Source organism: Yunchengibacter salinarum (assembly GCF_037658235.1).
GTDB classification, from domain to species: domain Bacteria; phylum Pseudomonadota; class Alphaproteobacteria; order Sphingomonadales; family Kordiimonadaceae; genus Yunchengibacter; species Yunchengibacter salinarum.
The window spans coordinates 83536-102355 of record NZ_JBBJLN010000008.1 but is presented as its reverse complement, the minus strand read 5'-3'; the positions used below and the strand labels follow the sequence as shown (position 1 = coordinate 102355).

At 63.9% G+C, this 18820-nt stretch carries 18 protein-coding genes and 1 tRNA gene; 4 read left to right on the top strand and 15 right to left on the bottom strand.

Features of this window, described 5'->3' with window-relative positions:
* Positions 1 to 90: 90 nt before the first annotated feature.
* A tRNA-Leu gene (locus WGH93_RS10055) sits at positions 91 to 176 on the top strand.
* A gap of 241 nt (positions 177 to 417) precedes the next feature.
* Here the strand turns inward: WGH93_RS10055 and WGH93_RS10050 are convergent.
* The 11 genes from WGH93_RS10050 to WGH93_RS10000 form a co-directional block, all read right to left on the bottom strand.
* A complete protein-coding gene (locus tag WGH93_RS10050) occupies positions 418 to 1689 on the bottom strand; it encodes a tetratricopeptide repeat protein (protein WP_374764754.1) in 1272 nt (423 codons plus the stop codon).
* Between the two features lie 108 nt (positions 1690 to 1797).
* Complete coding sequence (locus WGH93_RS10045) at positions 1798 to 2385, bottom strand: energy transducer TonB (protein ID WP_374764753.1); 588 nt, start codon at positions 2383 to 2385, stop codon at positions 1798 to 1800.
* A 41-nt stretch (positions 2386 to 2426) separates the two neighbouring features.
* Positions 2427 to 2828 (bottom strand): ExbD/TolR family protein, encoded by a 402-nt coding sequence (locus WGH93_RS10040; RefSeq protein ID WP_374764752.1) that lies wholly within the window; start codon positions 2826 to 2828, stop codon positions 2427 to 2429.
* 79 nt (positions 2829 to 2907) lie between these two features.
* The gene (locus tag WGH93_RS10035) at positions 2908 to 3327 is read right to left on the bottom strand and encodes an ExbD/TolR family protein (RefSeq protein WP_374764751.1); all 420 of its coding nucleotides are present in this window, start codon (positions 3325 to 3327) and stop codon (positions 2908 to 2910) included.
* A 15-nt stretch (positions 3328 to 3342) separates the two neighbouring features.
* Complete coding sequence (locus WGH93_RS10030; protein ID WP_374764750.1) at positions 3343 to 3870, bottom strand: MotA/TolQ/ExbB proton channel family protein; 528 nt, start codon at positions 3868 to 3870, stop codon at positions 3343 to 3345.
* Positions 3857 to 5221: a MotA/TolQ/ExbB proton channel family protein gene (locus WGH93_RS10025; protein WP_374764749.1), complete on the bottom strand. Its 1365-nt coding sequence runs from the start codon at positions 5219 to 5221 to the stop codon at positions 3857 to 3859. The genes WGH93_RS10030 and WGH93_RS10025 overlap by 14 nt, the downstream gene beginning before the upstream one ends.
* A gap of 2 nt (positions 5222 to 5223) precedes the next feature.
* A complete protein-coding gene (locus WGH93_RS10020) occupies positions 5224 to 6000 on the bottom strand; it encodes a DUF3450 domain-containing protein (protein WP_374764748.1) in 777 nt (258 codons plus the stop codon).
* A gap of 716 nt (positions 6001 to 6716) precedes the next feature.
* Positions 6717 to 6902, bottom strand: a complete 186-nt coding sequence (locus WGH93_RS10015) for a hypothetical protein (RefSeq protein WP_374764747.1) — start codon at positions 6900 to 6902, stop codon at positions 6717 to 6719.
* A 384-nt stretch (positions 6903 to 7286) separates the two neighbouring features.
* The gene (locus WGH93_RS10010) at positions 7287 to 8192 is read right to left on the bottom strand and encodes a fumarylacetoacetate hydrolase family protein (RefSeq protein ID WP_374764746.1); all 906 of its coding nucleotides are present in this window, start codon (positions 8190 to 8192) and stop codon (positions 7287 to 7289) included.
* Positions 8193 to 8317: 125 nt separating this feature from the next.
* Complete coding sequence (gene pabB, locus WGH93_RS10005; RefSeq protein WP_374764745.1) at positions 8318 to 10282, bottom strand: aminodeoxychorismate synthase component I; 1965 nt, start codon at positions 10280 to 10282, stop codon at positions 8318 to 8320.
* Between the two features lie 74 nt (positions 10283 to 10356).
* Positions 10357 to 10758, bottom strand: coding sequence for an MAPEG family protein (locus WGH93_RS10000; protein WP_374764744.1), 402 nt, complete (start codon positions 10756 to 10758; stop codon positions 10357 to 10359).
* A gap of 150 nt (positions 10759 to 10908) precedes the next feature.
* Here WGH93_RS10000 and WGH93_RS09995 point away from each other — a divergent pair, with 150 nt between their 5' ends.
* Positions 10909 to 11511, top strand: coding sequence for an SRPBCC family protein (locus WGH93_RS09995; RefSeq protein ID WP_374764743.1), 603 nt, complete (start codon positions 10909 to 10911; stop codon positions 11509 to 11511).
* A gap of 408 nt (positions 11512 to 11919) precedes the next feature.
* Here the strand turns inward: WGH93_RS09995 and WGH93_RS09990 are convergent, their stop codons facing one another.
* The 4 genes from WGH93_RS09990 to WGH93_RS09975 all read right to left on the bottom strand — a co-directional run bounded on the left by WGH93_RS09990 (position 11920) and on the right by WGH93_RS09975 (position 17191).
* The gene (locus WGH93_RS09990; protein WP_374764742.1) at positions 11920 to 12309 is read right to left on the bottom strand and encodes an ectoine synthase; all 390 of its coding nucleotides are present in this window, start codon (positions 12307 to 12309) and stop codon (positions 11920 to 11922) included.
* Positions 12310 to 12379: 70 nt separating this feature from the next.
* Entirely contained in the window at positions 12380 to 13606 is a 1227-nt protein-coding gene (locus tag WGH93_RS09985; RefSeq protein ID WP_374764847.1) for a spinster family MFS transporter, read from the bottom strand.
* Positions 13607 to 13877: 271 nt separating this feature from the next.
* Positions 13878 to 16247 carry a TonB-dependent receptor gene (locus tag WGH93_RS09980; protein ID WP_374764741.1) on the bottom strand — a complete coding sequence of 790 codons (2370 nt, stop codon included), beginning with the start codon at positions 16245 to 16247 and terminating at the stop codon, positions 13878 to 13880.
* Between the two features lie 32 nt (positions 16248 to 16279).
* Positions 16280 to 17191 carry an alpha/beta fold hydrolase gene (locus tag WGH93_RS09975; protein ID WP_374764740.1) on the bottom strand — a complete coding sequence of 304 codons (912 nt, stop codon included), beginning with the start codon at positions 17189 to 17191 and terminating at the stop codon, positions 16280 to 16282.
* A gap of 120 nt (positions 17192 to 17311) precedes the next feature.
* Here WGH93_RS09975 and WGH93_RS09970 point away from each other — a divergent pair, with 120 nt between their 5' ends.
* Complete coding sequence (locus WGH93_RS09970; RefSeq protein WP_374764739.1) at positions 17312 to 18001, top strand: TetR/AcrR family transcriptional regulator; 690 nt, start codon at positions 17312 to 17314, stop codon at positions 17999 to 18001.
* Positions 18001 to 18804: an enoyl-CoA hydratase/isomerase family protein gene (locus WGH93_RS09965; RefSeq protein WP_374764738.1), complete on the top strand. Its 804-nt coding sequence runs from the start codon at positions 18001 to 18003 to the stop codon at positions 18802 to 18804. The genes WGH93_RS09970 and WGH93_RS09965 overlap by 1 nt, the downstream gene beginning before the upstream one ends.
* Positions 18805 to 18820 lie beyond the last annotated feature (16 nt).

The following is an 18820-nucleotide window of genomic DNA, read 5'->3' as shown; positions in this document are numbered from 1 at the left end:
GGGCGCTCTCCTGTTGCCCAGGGAAATCGGGGCCGCCATGGTCCATGCTTGACCATGATTTGTCACCCGCTATGATGCGCCGATCCAAAGGCCCCCGTGGCGGAATTGGTAGACGCGCTTGACTCAAAATCAAGTGTCCTTTGGACGTGCCAGTTCGACTCTGGCCGGGGGCACCATTTCCATACAGCTTCAAGTGGCTCTGCGATCAGTGCTGGTCGCGGCCTTTCCTTTATGCTCGGCCCTGTGACGGCGGGTTCCCTGAAGGCGGTGCCGTGATCCGGTTCCGTGCCGAAATGGCGGTTTCCGGGTCGTTTCCGGTGCGTATCACGGCGCGCATGGATGCGAATGGCGGCACGAAAAAAGGCGGCGCCGGATGGGCACCGCCTTGATGGTCTGGCAGAAAGCCGGTTGCGGGGATTAACCCGTCAGCATTTCTTCCCGCTTCACTTCTTTTTCCAGATAGCCCATCCACTGGCGGGCACGGCGGCGTTCGCTGCTCGTGTCTGCCAGATTGCGGGCTTTCTGGAAGGCGCGGCGGGCATCATCGAACCGCTTCAGTTCCAGCAGGGCGGATCCCCGCTGCATGTGGGCGGTCAGGATGTCGTTCTCGCTCGCGTCATTGTCATCATAAGCCTGAACGGCTTCGTCGAAGGCGGCCGCGGCCTCGCTGTAATTGCCCAACTGCATCTGCACCTGGCCAACCTGAAGCCACATCTGGCCGTCGTTTTCCATTTCGGCATTCTTGGACAGCGGGTCCACGGCTTTTTCCAGTTCCTGCGCCATCAGATAGCTCTGGCCCAGAACCTTGTAGTTTTTCGCCGTGGGTTCGATCAGCTTTTCCTTGAACGCTTTTTCCATCACCCACGCGGCCTTGATCGGGGCTTCACGGGAAATCAGGATTTGCGCCAGATTGACAAGCTGAGTGGGCTTCTCGTCCAGGAAGCCCTGTTTGTAGGCGGCTTCGGTGATGGAGAAGGACTTCTCGTTCTTGCCGAGTTCGCCGTAAACACCCGCCAGTTGGGTCCAGTAAACCGGCTTGGGCCAGTTGACGATCATGATTTCCAGAACGTCCCGAACCTTTTCGAACTGGTTCTGCTCCCAGTGGGAGGACAGGGCCAGTTGATACCAGCTTTCCTTCACTTCCAGCGTGTCGTCGGTTTCGGCCTCATTGATGGCGGAATAGATATATTCCAAGGCCTTGTCGTAATTTTCCACCGAGTAATAAAGCTGGGAAATAAAGGTTTTCTGGCTGGCGGAAATGGTTTCCTTGCGCGGTATCCACTGCTTCACCATTTCGAGGGACTTGTCATAGTCTTCCTCGGAGAAGTAAAGCTGCGCCAGGCCGAACATGATCTGGAGCTCAAGGGCAACAGGGATGCTCTTGCGGTATTTCAGGATATTCTCATAGGCATCGATGGTGCCCTTGGGGTTATCCTGCTCGTAAGAGATCATGGCCTCAAGCTGCCATGTGACCGCCATCTCATATTCGTTGATGTCATCCTCGCGCAGCTCGGCCAGGATCTGTCGTGCCTCCGCAAGGTTGGGGGGCTCGTCCTCGGTTCCGTCCATGGCTTCCTGGGCTTTTTGCACCTTCTTGTGCACGCCAAGGCTCATGGCCGGCACCTTGCGGGTTTCCCGCTCGGGTTTCTTCTCCCCGTCTTCCTGAAGGGCCACTGCCGCCGAAGACAATCCGGTCCCCGCAGGGGCCGGAACAAAGGCCAGAAGGGCCGCGGCCGCGGCCGCCATCGGCAGTGCTCGGATCGTATGCTTCATTGTCATCCTCCTACTGACCCCCGATTACCGGCGCCCGCCATCGGCAAGCTGGAAGGTGAAGCGATATTGCACGCCTGTCACTTCCTGCGGCTGGCCGTTGACCACTTTGGGCTTGTATTTGAACTTGGCGGCTGCCCGGCGGGACGCCCGCTCGAAATAGCCCTTGGGATCGGCTTCCACAATGCGGATGCTGTCTTCGGGCACCGTGCCGTCCTTGGCGACGGTCAGCTCCACGATGGTGTAGCCTTCGATGCCGCGTTCCCGCGCACGGCGGGGATATTGCGGCTGCACCCGCACCAGCGGCAGATAGTCACCGTCCTGGCTCTGGCCAAGGTCAAGCCCGCTGCTGGAAAAGTCCGAGTCCACCTGAGCCCGGCCAATGCCGGCGGTCATGCTGCTCGGCCCGTCCATCTCCACTTGCGGGGTTTCCATTTCCGGCGGAGGCGTTTCCACTTCCGGCGGCTTTTCGATTTGGCGTTCCTTGCGTTTCGGCGGCTGCTCGTCGATATCCTCGACGACATCCAGGAAGCGCACGGATGCTTCCTCATCCAGGACCACTTCGTCCTTATAGGCGACGAGGGCCTGCATGAGGAAGAACAGGGCGAACGTCACGCCAACAGCGCCCGCACCAGCGATTAAAAAGCGCACTAACATCAGTTCTGCTCCGAGGCTATGGCGATCTTGGGAACCCCGGCGTCGCGGATGGCATCATACACTTTCATCATGACCCCTGCCGGGCTTTCCAGATCCGCCTGAATGACGACAGAGCCCCTCGGGTTCTCAGAGTGCAGTTTCTCGACCGTGGTTCTGACGGAATCGATTTCCGTTTCCTCACGGTTCAGCCAGATGCTGCCGTCCGACTCGATGGCAATCAGAATGCTGGCGTTTCGCTGCATTTCCGCCATGGTCAGGGTCGGCTTTTCTACCGTTATACCGGACTCTTTCACAAAGACCGCCGTGACGATGAAGAAGATCAGCATGATGAACACGATGTCGAGCATCGGTGTCATGTTGATTTCAGCATCTTCTTCTTCTTTTTGCGCGTGGTCTCGCATCAAACATCTCCACTTGCCCGTGCTGGGCCTTTTGTGGGTGGGCGGGGCCAGACACCCCGCCCGTGGTCAGTTTACCATCTTATTTGCGCGGCATCACCACGATCTTGCTCGGATCCACGCCCACCGCCAGGGCGGCATCATAGATCTGGAGCGCGATCCCGGTGTGAGCCGCTTCCGACGCCTGAATGACAATCGGCGCCTTGGGCCGCTCAACGCTTTCCCGTTTGATGATCGACTCCACGGCGCTCACATTCACACGACGGAAATTGTGCTGAATGACGTTCGCGTCGTCGATCAGGAAGGCGATGGCCCGCTCATCTTCAGGAGGCGGCGGCTGGTTTTCGTCCTGAGGCGTGTCTTCGGGCTTGTTGATCCCAATCCCTGCCTCTTTGACGAAGGAAGCCGTGACGATGAAGAAGATCAGCATGATGAACACGATGTCGAGCATCGGCGTCATGTTGACTTCTGCTTCTTCCTCCTGCTTGGAGAATTTACGCATGGACTTTCCTCCGGCCTAGTGATCCGTGGTCAGGCTGTCTTCCAGCCCTTCCTTTTCACGCTTGGCCTTGCGTTCAATATAGGTGCTCAGGAACACACCGGAAAGGGCGGCCACCATGCCCGACATGGTCGGGATCGTGGCCTTGGATACCCCGGCGGCCATTGCACGCGCATTGGACGAGCCTTGCGAAGCCATCACGTCAAACACCTCGATCATACCGGTTACAGTGCCCAGCAGGCCGATGAGCGGGCAGAGCGCGACGAGCGTTTTGATCATGGACACACCCCGCATCAGGCTGTCCGACGCTTCGGACAGCATGGCTTTGCGGATTTTGTGTGCGTACCAGGATTTACGCTCCTCCCGTGCTTCCCACGCCCCCACGATCTGGTTGCGCTGCTTGCGGTATTCCACCCAGTAGAACCACAGGCGTTCGACGATCAGCGCCCACATGATCAACAGGACCAGGAGGATCAGGAACAGGACGTCGCCGCCCCGCTCCATGAATGTCCGGATCGCGTCGATCGCGTTGCTAAGCGCCAGCATTCTTCTGCTCCTTCTCTGCATGAGCCGCGATGATGCCCGCGGACTGCTCTTCCAGAACGTGGATCACGGACTTGGAGGAGCCGGCCACGAAGGCGTGCAGCAGCAGAGTCGGAATGGCGACGGTCAGACCTTCCACGGTGGTGATCAGGGCCATGGAGATACCGGAAGCCATCATGGTCGGATCGCCGGTACCGAACAGGGTGATCGCCTGGAAGGTTTCGATCATGCCGGTAACCGTACCCAGCAGACCGAAGAGCGGCGCCACTGCGGAGATCAGCTTGATCAGCGTCAGGAAGCGTTCCAGCGCCGGCGTTTCCTTCAGGATGGCCTCGTCAAGCTTCAGTTCCAGCGTTTCCACGTCCACCGACTTGTTGTCGCTGTACACGGACAGAACACGACCCAGCGGGTTGTTCATGTTCGGCTCGCTGGACTTGATCTGCTTGCGGACCTTGCCGCTGACCACCAGCAGGTACAGCCACTGTGTCACGGCCATCAGTACGCCGATCGCACCCAGTGTCAGGATCAGATAGCCAACGGTGCCACCGGCCTCGATGCGTTCTTCGAGAGTCGGCTTCTCCACCTCCAGGCTCAGGATCTGACCGCGGGACGGGTCAATGCCGACCGGAGCAATGTCGCTGGAAGCGCTGCGGAAGTCGTTGATGGTGCCGGTAAAGCGGCTGGAGGGCTGACGAACCAGCTCTTCCACCTTACCGTCCTGCTTGAGGACATAGAAGATACCGTCACCCACAACGCCCATGTCGCCGATCCGCGTCAGGTCGGTGGTGATGGCGTTGCCTTCCTTGGTGCGCACTTCCTGCGGGAAGGTGACAACCTTGCCGGATTCGATCATTTCCATCATCATCTGGGTGGGCCAGGCGCGGATTTCGTCCAGCGTCGGCAGTTCCGAGCTGTCCGATGCCTTGGCAACCAGATTGTCGATGGCGCTCAGGCGGTCATCGTGGTCGATGGTGACATGGGATGTCTTGATGATGGATCGGGCGTCACCGGCGGACTGCTGGAGAACCCCGAACAGTTCCTGCAACTGGCCCATCCGCTCGCGGCGGCGATCCAGCGCATCGGTGATCTTCTGGTCATTGTCCCGGCGCACACCTTCGAGCCGGGCGGATTCCTTTTCCAGCCGGGCCTGGGTTTCCTCGGCCTGGCGCAGCATTTCTTCCTGCTCGCCCTTGCGACGCTGGAATTCGGCTTCCCGTTCCTTGTGTTCCTGCGTCTCGGTTACGCGGCCTTCGCGCACCTTGTTCAGCAGGCTGTCAAGATCGGCGTCCTGCGCAGTGACTGCGGAGGAGGCGCCAAAGACGAAAAGCGCAGCAGATGTCAGCAGTTTTTTCATGATTATTTCTCCTCCGGGGTCGGGAGGGGCAGGGTCACCACATCAAGCGGCAGCCGGTTCTGAGCCATTTTCATCAGATCCTTGACATTGTCGGCCATGGCGGCCTCCACGGTCTCCCAGGAGCCGGTGTTCTTGTTCCACACCTTGGTCTCCTTGCCGTCCTTGGTCTGATAGTAGTAGCCCACGCGACCTAGCCGGATCATGTTGACCACGCGACCATCGTCCAGCTCGCCTTCATAGGCATTGATGGTCCGCCCGTACTGCACTTCCGCCTTGTAGGCTTCCAGCACCACGCGGAACCGCTCGGGGTCGCTGACATTGGGGTCGTCCATGGCGTCACGCAGATTGTCGATCCGCTCCATGCGCTCTCTGGTCTGGAAGGGAATGTCGGCTTCGACGAACTCTTCCAGATTGTCGATCATCTCCAGCATCAAGGGGGTGATCTGACGTTTCACCTCGTCGATCTGGCTGATGGATTTCTCGATCTTGGCGAGCTCCTTTTCCTGTTCGCTGATCACGCGCCGCTGCTGAGCGTTATAGGCCCGCAGCCCGGCGTTCGTTTTCAGAACCGCCTTGTAGCGCTGGAACAGGGAAGAAGTCTCATCAGCAATATCATCGATTTTCTGCTGAGACGCCTGAGCGATTTCGTTGCTGCGATCAACCTCGTCAATGATCTGGTCGAGCTTGGATTCCTGCGCGTGTGCGAAGGATGCCCCCAGAAGAATCGAGGCTACCGCAGCCGTCGAGACAGCTTTCCGTTTCACTTTAGCCTTATCCATTTTCTGCCCACATGGGTTTCCACTTTCGTTACCGCCAAGCGTGGCGATAACGGTTCCAAACCATGCAAGAACCCGACGCGACACGCCTGCGCCAGAAGCGCCAGCGGCCTGTGGGTCCTTACCCTCTGATCAGATTGGGAAAGCGGAAGGCACACTAAAAACCGCGCCGGGCCGCGCATCGCGTGACCCCAACGCCTGGAACAGTGAGACCGGTCCGATCGTTATCGTCTCTCCCAACCTTGCCGATCACCCGCCATTATACCTTGGCCAGGCTGCCCCCGTGTCACCGCTTGGCGCCGGGAGCGTTGTGATGGTCCCACCCGAACGGTGAGGATCGCGCAGGCCGAAAAGCCTGCAAGACCCGGTCAACCGATCATGTGATCCTTTCGGTGATCCGGCTCGCGCCCTATAATCCAACAATATTTCACGATTCCAAGGAAAAATTTTACTTTACGGCCATTGGCGCACCGGGGCGGGAACATTTGCCAAAAGCGGCGGGAGAGTCGCGGACTTTGGCCTAACCATCTGGCATGGCGCCCGAACTGGCGTTCTTTCACGGGCCGGACAAGCGCCGCGAATCGTGTAAAATCGGCCCTGTTGAGCCGCTTGAAGGGTGATTTCGAAAGCGGGGAAAGACCCGCTGGTGCGGCGTATTCGCTGGGACTTTTGGTGCGTGGCGCCGTGAAACGCCGTCGGCACCTGTTCGCCTTGTTCTGTCAGGCGTGCCGGTCGATGGCGGTCAGTACACCATCCCAGCCGTTTTCGCGGCAGATCTGGCGCGCTTCCTCCCGCCCCATATGGGCGATCAGGCGGCGGGCCAGATCACGGGTGGCATCCGTCAGGCCGGTGCCGGTTACGTGGCTGGCGTCATCAAGGCGGCTTTGGGCTGTGGGTCGGGTCATCACCGTTTGCTTTCGTCGTGCCGGCATCGGGTCGCGCGGGCGACGGGCCGGGTGGTGTGCGCCAGTATTCTGGCGAATGGCCGCATTGGCGGCGGGTTATCCGGTTCAGCGGCAGGTTGTCTGGGGATGCCCCGCTGGACTGACCTGTACGCCGGGTGGGTGTGTCAGTGCCTCACACCCTGCCCGAACCGCCAAACACGGTCCTTGAACGGCAAGATCCAGCTTAGGGGCTGCCCTTGAAGATAGGGTTAATAAATCTGTCAAATCCGGCTTAAAAAAGGCGCAAACCCGGCTAAAACGGGGCCGGGCAAGGTTTTTTCAGCCGATTCCGCCCGGTGTGTCGGATGCCACGGGCGCGGGGTTTGCCGTGGGGGCGGGGCGGGATTACAGGATCGGGGTTTTCACCGCTGAAACCAGGCAGGACAGGCGCGGCAGACCTTCGATTTCCACATCCAGCCGGTCCCCGTCGCCCAGAAAGTGCGGCGGCGTGCGCCCGGCGCCCACGCCCTTGGGTGTGCCGGTCAGAATGATGTCGCCGGGCAGCAGCGCGGTGACGGCACTCAGGACCGCGATCAGGCGCTCCACCGGGAAGCTCATCTGGCTGGTGCGCCCGTCTTGCATGATGCGCCCGTTCACCCGGCTGCGCACGCCCAGGTCCGACGGGTCCAGCCCGGCATCCAGCAGATATTGACGGGGCGCGATCACCGGCCCCAGCGCCCCGGAACGGTCGAAATTCTTGCCCAGCGTGAACTGGCTGGTGCGCTTTTGCAGCCGCCGCAAAGAGCCGTCATTGGCGGGCGCATAGCCGAAAATGTGTCGCGGCGCCTGGTCCGCCGTGATGCGGCTGCCGCCCCGGCCAATCACCACGGCCAGTTCGGCTTCGAAATCGAAGCTGGATTCGCCGCTGGGAAAGCGCAGGGCCGTGCCATGGCCGGTGAAGGACTGGGGCAGGCGCAGAAAGATATCCGGCGCCTCGGTGGAGTGGGGCGAGCCCACATCGGCCAGTTCCTCGGCGTGTTCCTTGTAGTTCTTGCCCACGCAGAACACCCGGCTGGAAAGCCCCAGGGGCGGCAGGAAGCGGGTCTGGCGCATCGGTGCCCAGCCGCCCGTGCGCCGGGCCCTGGCCACCAGCCTGTCCCAGTCGGCCCGTGCCAGAAAGCCGGGCAGATCGTCCCCCAGCATCAGATCCAGCGTGGCGGCGGGCAGATAGCGGCCCGCGCCCGGCTCATCGGTCGGGTCCACCAGGCACAGGCGATCTCCACTGGCGGTTTTCAGTCGGGCGAGAAACATGGGCAACAGGTCCTTCCAGAATTTTGCGATCCACCATGGCCGGTATCCCGCACGGGCGCGTTTGCGGCGGGCGGGGCTGCCGGGTTGCCGGAACGGCGGGGGCGGTCGGGGCGGCGCTGTGGCGCTCAGATTCGCACGTCGTGCAGCCGCGCCCGCCTCAGGCCGCGCAGCGCATTGCCCACGGCCAGACACTCGGCACGGGCTATCATGTCCGGGGTCAGGGGTGCGGTGTCAAGCGCGGCGGTGTTTTCCAGCAGCGTGCGGCGCAGGATACCGTTCAGCAGGCCGTCCGTCAGCGGCGGCGTGCACCAGCGCCCGTCCAGTCTCACGAACAGGTTTGAAATGGCCCCTTCGGTCACCCGGCCTGCATGGTTGGTGAACAGCACCTCGCCATAACCGGCCTGCCCGGCGTGCTGGAAGGGGATGTCGTAAAAGGCCCGGTCGGTGGTCTTGTGATGCACGGGCAGCGTGGTCGTATCCAGCGGTTTTGATGCCCAGGCCACAGCCACATCCGCCGCCTGGTCGATCCGGTCCAGCGACCAGACCGGGGGCGCCGCATCATGAAAGGCGGCGGATGTGGCGGCGGGGCGGCCCGCGGCGTCCAGAGTCAGGCGGACACGCCACGGGCCGTCATGGTCCGGGGCGTGGCGGCGTGCATCCGCCAGCGCGGCGCGCACCGCCTTTTCCGCCGCCGCCGGGTCCAGCGGGCGATCGAAATGCCGGGCGCTGTCCGCCAGCCGGGCCAGATGGCGCGACCAGAGCGGCCAGGAGCCGTCCGCCGCCACCCGCAGGGTCTCGATCAGGTCGGGCGCTGATGCATCCGTGCGCGTCAGGAACGCGGCCTTCAGGGCACATTCGTCAAATTCGGCCTTGGCATCGCTGTCCGCCACAATGCCGCTGCCCAGTCCGATGCGGCCCCGGTGGGTGCGCGCGTCCATTGCCCGGTCCAGAATCAGGGTGCGGATCGGCACGGACAGGGTCCAGTCCGCCGCCGCGCCGTCGCCGCCGGAAAAATGGCCGATGGCGCCGCAATAGATGCCACGAGGGGCCGCTTCCATTTGGTGAATCAGGCGCTCGGCCCGGATTTTGGGGGCACCGGTCACGGACCCGCAGGGAAACAGCGCCCTGAGCAGGGCCGAGGGGGCCAGGCGCGCGTTATCCCGCCGATCCGCATTCAGCCGACCGTGTACGGTGGATGTCATCTGATGCAGGGTGGGATAGGTCTCCACATGGAACAGCGGGTCCACGCGCACGCTGCCGGGGGCCGCAAGCCGGGCCAGATCATTGCGGATCAGGTCCACGATCATCAGGTTTTCCGCGCGGGATTTGGCGTCGGCCTTCAACGCCGCCGCCGTCGCCAGGTCGCCCGGCGCGTCGGGCTGGCGCGGGGCGGTGCCCTTCATGGGGCGGCTGGTCAGGGCATCTCCCCGGCGACGCACGAACAGCTCCGGCGAAAAGGACAGCACATGCACAGGCTTTGCCCCGCCCGTGTGGATCAGCGCGCCGAACGCCACCGGCTGATGGGCGCGCACCCGGCCATACAGCGCGGCGGGCGGCCCGGACAGTGTGGCCGGGCGCTGATAGGTATGGTTCACCTGATACACCTCGCCCGCGGCGATGTGGTCCTGAATGGTGGCAAAGGCCCGGTCATAGGTCGCGCGATCCGGCCCGTCCCCCAGCGCAAGGCGGGTCGGCGCATCCCCAAGGGCCGCCACCAGCGCGGCTGTTGCCGCGGGCGTCAGGGTTTCGCTTGCGGGCGCCACCATCAGCCAGATCAGCGGCTCGCCGGGCATGTGGCGGGGGCGGGGCAGGCTCGGTTCCGCCCAGACGCCCGCTTCATAGCCGATCCAGCCCGCCACGGCGTGCCCGGCGGCCACCGCCCTGTCCAGCGCCGCCATGGCCGCCGGTACCGCGTTCAGGTCATGGGCGACGATCAGGCTTTCGGGGCTGTGGAACAGCCGTGACGGCCCGGCCCGGTGCGCCGGTCGGCTGTCGTCCAGCAGCACGGCGGGGCCGGTTTTCATGTGGTCCACCAGCCGGGCAAGGGGCGGCGACGGGGAAGACGGTTCGACCGGATCGGCAGACCACATTATCAGGCTTCCTTTGGGGTCCGGCCCGCCTTTGCCCCGGTCATGCCGTCAGTCGGCGGGCCATTTGCCGTGGATCAGCCGGTGATGGGGGCCAGGCCATAGCCCGCCAGCAGGCCCACAAGGGCACCGATCAGCAGGACCAGCCAGGTAAACAGCGTGCCGAGAAAGCGGAACGGGTTGCTGTCCGTGTTCATGCTGAGGCCGATGGCGTGCAGCACCCGGCCAACCACCAGCAGGGCGGCCAGGCCGACCACCAGATAGACGGATACCCGGCTGTATTCCAGCAGCCCGATCAGGATCAGCGCCAGCGGCACATATTCGGTGAAATTGCCCTGTACCCGGTTTGCCCGTTGCAGGTCCGCATGGCCGCCGTCGCCAATGGATGTCCTGGTGGCCAGCCGCACCTTGCTGACGCGATAGGACAGCGCCAGAAGCAGCAGCGCCATGAAACTGGTGGTGACAAGTGTGATGGTCATGCGTCCGTTTCCCCAATGAACCGCCCCAAAGATGCCACCCCGGTGCATGAAGGCTTGATCCGGGGTGCATGGCAACCGTAGTCCTATGGGGATAACAGGGTCAAGCGGGCCGCGCCCGGCGGCCTGCCCAAGCCGCATCAGGAGACCACGGTGTTCTACAAGCCGAAAGACCGCTTCCGCGACTGGAATCTGTATCACAAGGGCGTGGTGGCCCTGCTGGCGGCCCTGTTTTCCATGGTGGTGCTGCGGGCCGTGCTGGTTCACGACGGCGGTGGCTTCAAGGTGTCCGCCGCGCGCAGCTTTGATGTGGCGCCGTCCGCGGTCTGGCCCTGGGTGCTGGAAAACCGCAATCGCACCCGCTGGCAGACCCACCTGTCGGACATGACCCGCCTGCGCGGCGCCCCGCAGGAGCAGGGGGCCAGCCGTATGCTGTTCTGGCGGCGCATGAACAAAAGCTGGACCGGCGTGGAAAAGACGGCGGCGGTGGTGCCGGAACGCCTTTTCCATGTGGTGCAGCAGTCGGATTTCCGGGACCGGGAACTGATCGTGACGCTGGACCCGCTGACCCCCTGCGGCACCCGGCTGGAAATGGTGGAAGTGATCGTCCCCACCAGCTTTTCCGACCGTTTCTGGGCCTTTATGCATAGCGAGGAATATGCGGCCCGGCTGGAAAGCTCCTTAAAGGCGCTTGACGGCTGGCTGAAAGACCGCGCCCCCAGGTGCGCCTCCAGCCAACCCCCGCAACATCAATAATTCCAGACACCGACCTGTCTGAACACGGACCTATCCGACGGGCGCGACCGCGCCCCGCCGCAAGTGCGGCGCCCACGCGGAGCGCGCGCGATAGCGCGCTTGCGTGAGCGGAAAAAATAGCCTCCACCCGCACCAGCGTTGCCTCTACCGGTGCTGCTCACGGCAGCACCGGAGGCCACAAGCGCGCCCCGCCGCCAATGCGCCGCCCAAGCGGAGCGCGCGCGATAGCGCGCTTGCGTGAGCGGAAAAATAGCCTCCACCCGCACCAGCGTTGCCTCTACCGGTGCTGCTCACGGCAGCACCGGAGGCCACAAGCGTGGCCCGCCGCCAATGCGGCGCCCAAGCGGAGCGCGCGCGATAGCGCGCTTGCGTGAGCGGAAACAAAGCCTGCACGCGAAGCGTGCAGGCTTAATCTTCCGCCAGATTGTAGGAGCCGTCTTCGTCGTGGGTTTCGCGGCCTGTCACGGGCGGGTTGAAGGCGCAGACCAGCCGCATGTCTTCCGTGCCGCCGCGCAGGATGTGGCGGTCATGCTCGTTCAGGGCATAGATGGTGCCGTCCTTGATCTGGTGCACCTCGCCGGTGGCCAGGTCTTCGATCGTGCCATTGCCGGCCACGCAATAGACCGCTTCCAGGTGGTTCTTGTACCACAGGTGCAGTTCCGCCCCGGCGGGGATGATGGTTTCATGGAACGAGAATCCCATGCCGTCCTTTTTCAGCAGCAGGCGGCGGCTTTTCCAGCCTTCCGCTTCCACGTCCCTGTCGGTGCCGATGATGTCTTCCAGTGTGCGGACGATCATGGAGATCTCTCCCTTGTTTTTGTGTGTACCGGTCTTCAGGGCTACCCGTTCCCGGCCCTGTCGTCAAAGATCATTCGCCTTCCCAGTCCGCGGCCAGGCGCTTGCTGGACAGGTAGAACAGCAGGGCCGCCAGCAGGTAGAACACCGTGCCGGACATGATCGCATAGCGCAGCGCGTGGTCCGCGAAGGTGGCTTTCAGGGTGTCGGATATCAGCCCGATCAATGCCGTGCCCAGGCCGATTCCCACCAGATTGTTGACGAACAGAAAGACGGCGGAAGCGGTGGCCCGCATGTTGGGCGGCACCACATGCTGAATGGCGCTGAGCACCGGGCCGAGCCAGGCCAGGCCAAGCGCGGTGGGAATCAGGAACACGATGCCGGAAATCAGCAATGAGGGCGACATCACCCCGATCAGGAAGAACGGAATGGTGGCCAGAAAGGCCACGGCGGGAATCAGGGCATAGGCGCCGCGATTGCGCTCGCCCGCCTTGTCGCCCAGCCAGCCGCCCAGCCATATCCCGGCAATGCCCGCCACCAGCAGAATGGCGCCGTAAAACAGGGAAGCTTCCACCAGAGTGAGGCCATAGGAGCGCACAAAGAAGCTGGGCAGCCAGAAGAACAGGCCGTACCCCATCATGCTGGAACAGGCCGCTCCGAAGGACATGGTCCAGAAGCTGGGCTTTTTCGCCAGCGTCTTCACCACCACGCCAAACGGCGCGGGGGCGCGATCCGACGTTGGCGGATCGAAGCGGCCCCGCTGCGGCTCCTTGACGATCAGCTTGAAGACCGGCGCGATCACCAGCCCGGCCAGGCCCACGGTATAAAAGGCGGTGCGCCAGTCCACCTCGCTGGCGATGGTGCCGCCCAGCACGATGCCGAGCGCGCTGCCGATGGGAATGCCGAAGCTGTAGATGGACAGGGCGCGCGCCCGTTCATTGGGCGGGAAATAATCCGAGATCAGCGAATAGGCGGGGGCCACGCCGCCCGCCTCGCCCACGCCCACGCCCAGCCGGGCGGCGAAAAGCTGCCAGAAGGATTGTGCCGTGCCGCAGATGGCGGTCATGGCGCTCCACACGGTCAGGGCGGCGGTCATGATCCAGGTGCGGTTCATGCGATCCGCCATCATGGCAATGGGGATGCCGAGCGAGGTATAGAACAGCGCAAAGGCCAGGCCGCCCATAAGGCCGAGCTGCGTGTCGCTCAGCCCCAGATCCGCCTTGATCGGCACCGCCAGAATGCCGACGATCTGGCGATCGATGAAGTTGAAGGTATAGACCAGAATCAGCAGCGCCAGTATCAACGACCGGCGCGCCGCGGGGGGAATCACCGCCCCGGTATCGGGGCGCGGGGCCGTGCCTGTGCCCGTGGCATCTTCCGGCGGCGGGCCATCGGCAATGGGCCGGGGGTCGGTGGATGGGGGGTGCGGGTTGGTCATGGGGCGCTGCCTCCTTGATCGGCACGGGGTGGACACGCGCGACCGGTCATCGGTCATGCGCCAGCCCGGCGCGCGGCACAAACGGGCACCCCCGCATCAGGGGTGCCCGCATGGTTTGGCGACGTCCGCCCTGTCAGAAACGGCGTTCCACGGTCAGGAAGACCTGGCGCGGATCGCCGAAGAAGGCGGTCAGCGTGCCTTCCAGTCCCAGCGTCGGCGTGAAACTGCCATCATTGCCGATATTCACGAAGTCATAGCCGGAAACGATGTATTTCTTGTTGGTCAGGTTCTTGCCATGCAGGGCGACCTGCCAGTCCTCGTCGTCGCTTTCCCATACCAGGCTGGTATCCCAGAGCGCAAAGGCGGGCTGATCCAGGAACGGGTTGGGCTGTTCGAACTGGCTGGCTTCGGAACGGAAGGCCACCGAGGTGATGATGGACAGCAGGCCATCCCGGTTCATCAGGTTCATCGGCGTGGCATAGGTGAGCGCGCCGGACAGGGTCCATTCCGGGGTGTTCTGGAACACCCGCTCGTCGGCCACGTCCTCGCCGAAGGCATCGATGAAGGTGTTGAACTCGGCATCCAGATAGCCGACGGTCCAGGCGAAGTTCAGGCTGTCGCCCGCCGTGCCCATGTCGCGGGCCACCAGGGCCTGGCCTTCGAATTCCACGCCATTGATATCGGCGTCCGCCGCATTGGAGGTGATGCCGGTAAAGGTGTCGCTGACCCCGTCGCCGTCGGTGTCAACGCCCACCGAGCCGGGGATCTGCACATCCGTATAGTTGGACATGAAGGCCGCCAGGCTGAAATTGATCCGGCCATCGGCCAGTGCGCCTTTCCAGCCCAGTTCGAAGCTGTCCACCGTTTCAGGGTCGAACTTCATGAATTCGAAGATGTCATCCTCGCCCACGACGCCGTCGCCGTTCAGGTCCGGGGCCGCCGTGGTCTGGCCGCGCGGGTCGAAGCCGCCGCCCTTGAAGCCTTCCGAGAAGGTGAAATAGACATTGTGGTTCTCGGCGGGTTTCCAGGTCAGGGTCACTTTCGGCGTGAAGGATTCGAACTTGGCGCTGCCGGAAAAGTCCGACGTGGTGGCGATGGGCGTGGCGTCGCCGCCGAAGCGCTCGCTGAACCCGCCGATCAGGGTCTGGCGTTCCACCCGGCTGGTGCGCTCGTCACTGGTGAAGCGGGCGCCCAGGTTCAGGCTGAGTGTTTCCGTGATGTCATAGGTGAAATCCCCGAATACGGCCCAGGTTTCCGTTTTCACATCGCCGAGCGTGGTCGCATTCAGCCCCGGCAGACCGATGGCATCGCCGGTGGTGGCCAGAAGCACGTCGAAATCGGTCAGCGCGTTGGCATCCAGATAATAGAAGCCGAGAATGCCGTTCAGATCCTCGCCGCTGAAATTGAGCTGTAATTCCTCGGAGAACTGATCGTTCTTATAGAGGGCCGGCACGTCCAGATCGGCCTGGGGCAGGCTGTCGAAGTCGATCGGCGTGGCGCTGCTGTCCTCGCGGTAGGCCAGGATGTTCTTGAGCTGCACATTGGGCGTGATGTCCCATTCCGCCGTCAGGTGCACGCCGCCGGCTTCCACTTCCTGCTCGACCACGTTCAGCCCGGCGCGGGTGTCGAACACGTCATCCAGCACCGGCGCGCCGGTCAACTGGCCGGGGATCAGGCGGTGGCCGCCGCGCGGGGCGGAGGTGTCGCGGATATAGTCCCCGGTCAGGCGGACAAACAGCGAATCCGACGGCAGCCATTCGGCGGAAACCCGGCCTGCGAGGATTTTCTTGTTGTAATTGTCCACGCCTTCCAGATTGCGGTTCTCGCCGAAGCCGTCCCGGTTCAGTGTGGCGAACGCGCCGCCCACCCGGAAGGTGTCGCTGACGGGAAGCGAGCCGGAGACCACCAGGTCGGCCTTCTGGTCGGTGCCGAAGGTGCCGCGCACTTCCATCTCGGCTTCCGGCTCCAGCCGTGCGGTAACATATTTGATGGCGCCGCCGATGGTGTTCCGGCCATAGAGCGTGCCCTGCGGCCCGCGCAGCACCTCCACCCGCTCCACGTCGAAAATGTCCAGCACCGCCGCCTGGGGCCGGTTGATGTACACGTCATCCACATACAGGCCCACGCCGGCCTCGAAGCCGGCCACCGGGTCCTGCTGACCCACGCCGCGGATGAAGGCGGACAGGGTCGTGTTCGTGCCCCGGCTGACTTCCAGGGTCACGTTGGGCGAAAACTTGGCCAGTTCCACAATGCTCTGGATGCCCTGTTTGGACATCTGCGGGCCACCGAAATTGGTCATGGCCACGGGCACGTCCAGCAGCCGTTCATCCCGGCGGCGGGCGGTTACGCGGATTTCTTCCAGCGCGAAGACGCCGCTATCCTCGTCGGCCTCTCCGGTGGCCTGCTGGGCCACGGTCGGGGCGGACAGCATTGCGACGGCGGCCGCGCCTGCCAGCAGGCGGGTGCGCCGACGATGGGTCATGGTTTGATTCGATACGGTCATGGGGTCCCTCCCTCAGGGTCTGAAAATGGTCGTCAGGCCGGGTCCGGGCTGGGCCCGGCGCCGGGTGTTGTTGTTCTTGAGGTGTCGCACAGGCTGCGCGCGAAACCCTGCAATGCGGCCTCAAAGGCCGCGGGTACTTCCAGATGCGGGGCGTGCCCGGCCCCCTCCATGGGCGTGAGCACGCTGTTTTTCAGTCGCGCGTGCAGCCAGCGGGCGGCGGCATCGGTGTAAAGCTGACTCAGGGTGCCCGGCAGCAGCAGATGCGGCAGGTCCAGGCCGTCGGCCACGTCGCGCGCATCCGCCACCACCAGCGACCGCCACAGTGCCGCCATGCTGACGGGGTCGGCGTTCAGGGCCGCCCGCTGACAGGCCGCCATGATGGTGCCTTCAGGGCCGGTTCGCCCGGTGGCCGGGACACGGGCGACGAAATGGGGGCAGAAATTCGCCCAGTGATCGGCCATATAGCGGGCCAGACCCTGTGCCTTTTCAGGGCTGTGGCCATCCCGCAGGCCGTGCGGCCAGTCCGGCGTGTCGGTGGCGCGGGGGCTCATGTCTTCCACGATCATGCCGGCCAGTCGCGCCGTGCCGTGACGGCGGATCAGCAGCCAGCCCAGCATGGCCCCCATGGACCAGCCCCACAGGATTACCCGGTTCAGGTTCAGCGCGGAGATCAGTTCGGCCACGTCGTCGGCCAGTTGGTCCACGCTCAGCTTCGGGTCCGTCACGCGGCTTCGGCCATGGCCGCGCAGGTCCGGCGCGATCAGGCGAAAGCCCTGCAAGGGCGGCGCCCCGTCCAGCCGGGCCAGCGTGCCATCCATCGCCCAGCCATGCAGGAACAGCAGGGCCGGGCCACTGCCACAATCCCGGTAGTGCAGGACGAAGCCGTCGGACAGGGTGACTGTTCCGTCGCGCCGATCGGTTTCCGATGCGGTATGCGGTTGCATTTTGTTTTATCCTCCCCGCATGGCGGCTTGCGGCCGATGGGGTCACGCCTCCCTCCCAAGAGGGCGACCGGCCAGTTGAGCGCCTTGCCAATGCGTCCTCAGTATGGGAGAATATGAAACATGAATCAATATTCAATTTCAGACGGCGACAAGTCGCCCAAAACCAAGCGCGGTGCCCGCACGCAGGCCAAATTGCTACAGGCGGCGGAAGAAGAGTTCGGCGCGCTGGGCTTCCACGATGCCTCGATCAGCGGGATCACCGCGCGGGCGGCGGTGGCGCTGGGCACCTTCTATACCTATTTCGACAGCAAGGAATCGGTGTTCCGGGCGCTGGTGGGTCATATGGGGCGGCTGACCCGAAGCTGGATCGCCGCGCGGGTCGCGGACGCGCCCAACCGGCTGAGCGCGGAGGAAGGCGGCCTGGCGGCCTTTATCGATTTTGTCCGCCAGCACCGGGACCTTTACCGCATTGTGATGGAAAGCCAGTTCGTGGCGCCGGATGCCTATCATGCCTATTATGAGGGTTTCGCCGCCGCCTATCGGGACAATCTGGAAGATGCCGCGCGCCGGGGCGAAATCCGCGCCGGTGATTCGGAGGTGCGGGCCTGGGCGCTGATCGGCATGAGCGTTTTTCTGGGGATGCGCTATGCGGTCTGGCACGATGACCGCCCCGCCGCCGATGTGGCCGCCGTATTCCGCGACCTGGTGGCGGACGGGCTGGCCCCCAAAGAGGGGGGTGCCGGGGAAGGGGCAGCCGCGGGCAATGCCGCATCTGGCGGGGATGCCCGGATCGGGAAGGAGACTGGCTGATGCCTGCCGCCCCGGTCATGGACGCTATAGACGGGGATGTGTGCCGGATCACGCTGGCCGTGCCGGAGCGCCATAACAGCCTGGATCTGCCGCTTCTGAGCGCGCTTGAGCAGGCGATCGGTCGCGCCCGTGAAGCCGCTGGGGCCGGAACCGTGCGCGCCGTGGTGCTGGGGGCCGAGGGGCGCAGCTTTTCAACCGGCGGCGACCTGACCGCCTTCCTCGCCCACAGTGATACGCCCGCCGATCTGCGTGCCTATGCCCAAGAGCTGGTGGGCACGCTCAATCGGGTCATTCTGGCGCTTCTGGACCTGCCGGTGCCGTTGATCGCGGTGGTGCCCGGCGCGGTGACGGGCGGCGCCGCCGGGCTGATGCTGGCGGCGGATCGGGTGGCGGCGTCCGGGACGGCGTTCCTGCAACCTTATTACGGCGAAGTGGGCTTTGCCCCCGATGGCGGGTGGACGGCGCTTCTGCCCTTGCGGATCGGCCCACAGAAAACGCTGGCGGCCTTGCAGTGCAATGATCGTTTCGACAGTGAAACATTGCAGGCACTGGGGCTGGCCGACTGGGTGGGCCCGCGCGACGGACTGCAAGAGCCGGTGCGCGCCTGGCTGGCGGGGATTCGCGCGCAATCCCCGGCCACGCTGGCCACGGCCCGCGCCCTTGTGTGGGATCGCGCCCGTATTGATCATGTGGCGACGCGGCTTGAGGCGGAAAGGCAGGCGTTTCTGGCGCATATTGCGGACCCCGCCGTGATCGCTGCCATGCGGCGCTTCGTGTCGTCGCTGAAAGCGGGGCGCCCATGAAAAGCGGGGCGCCAGC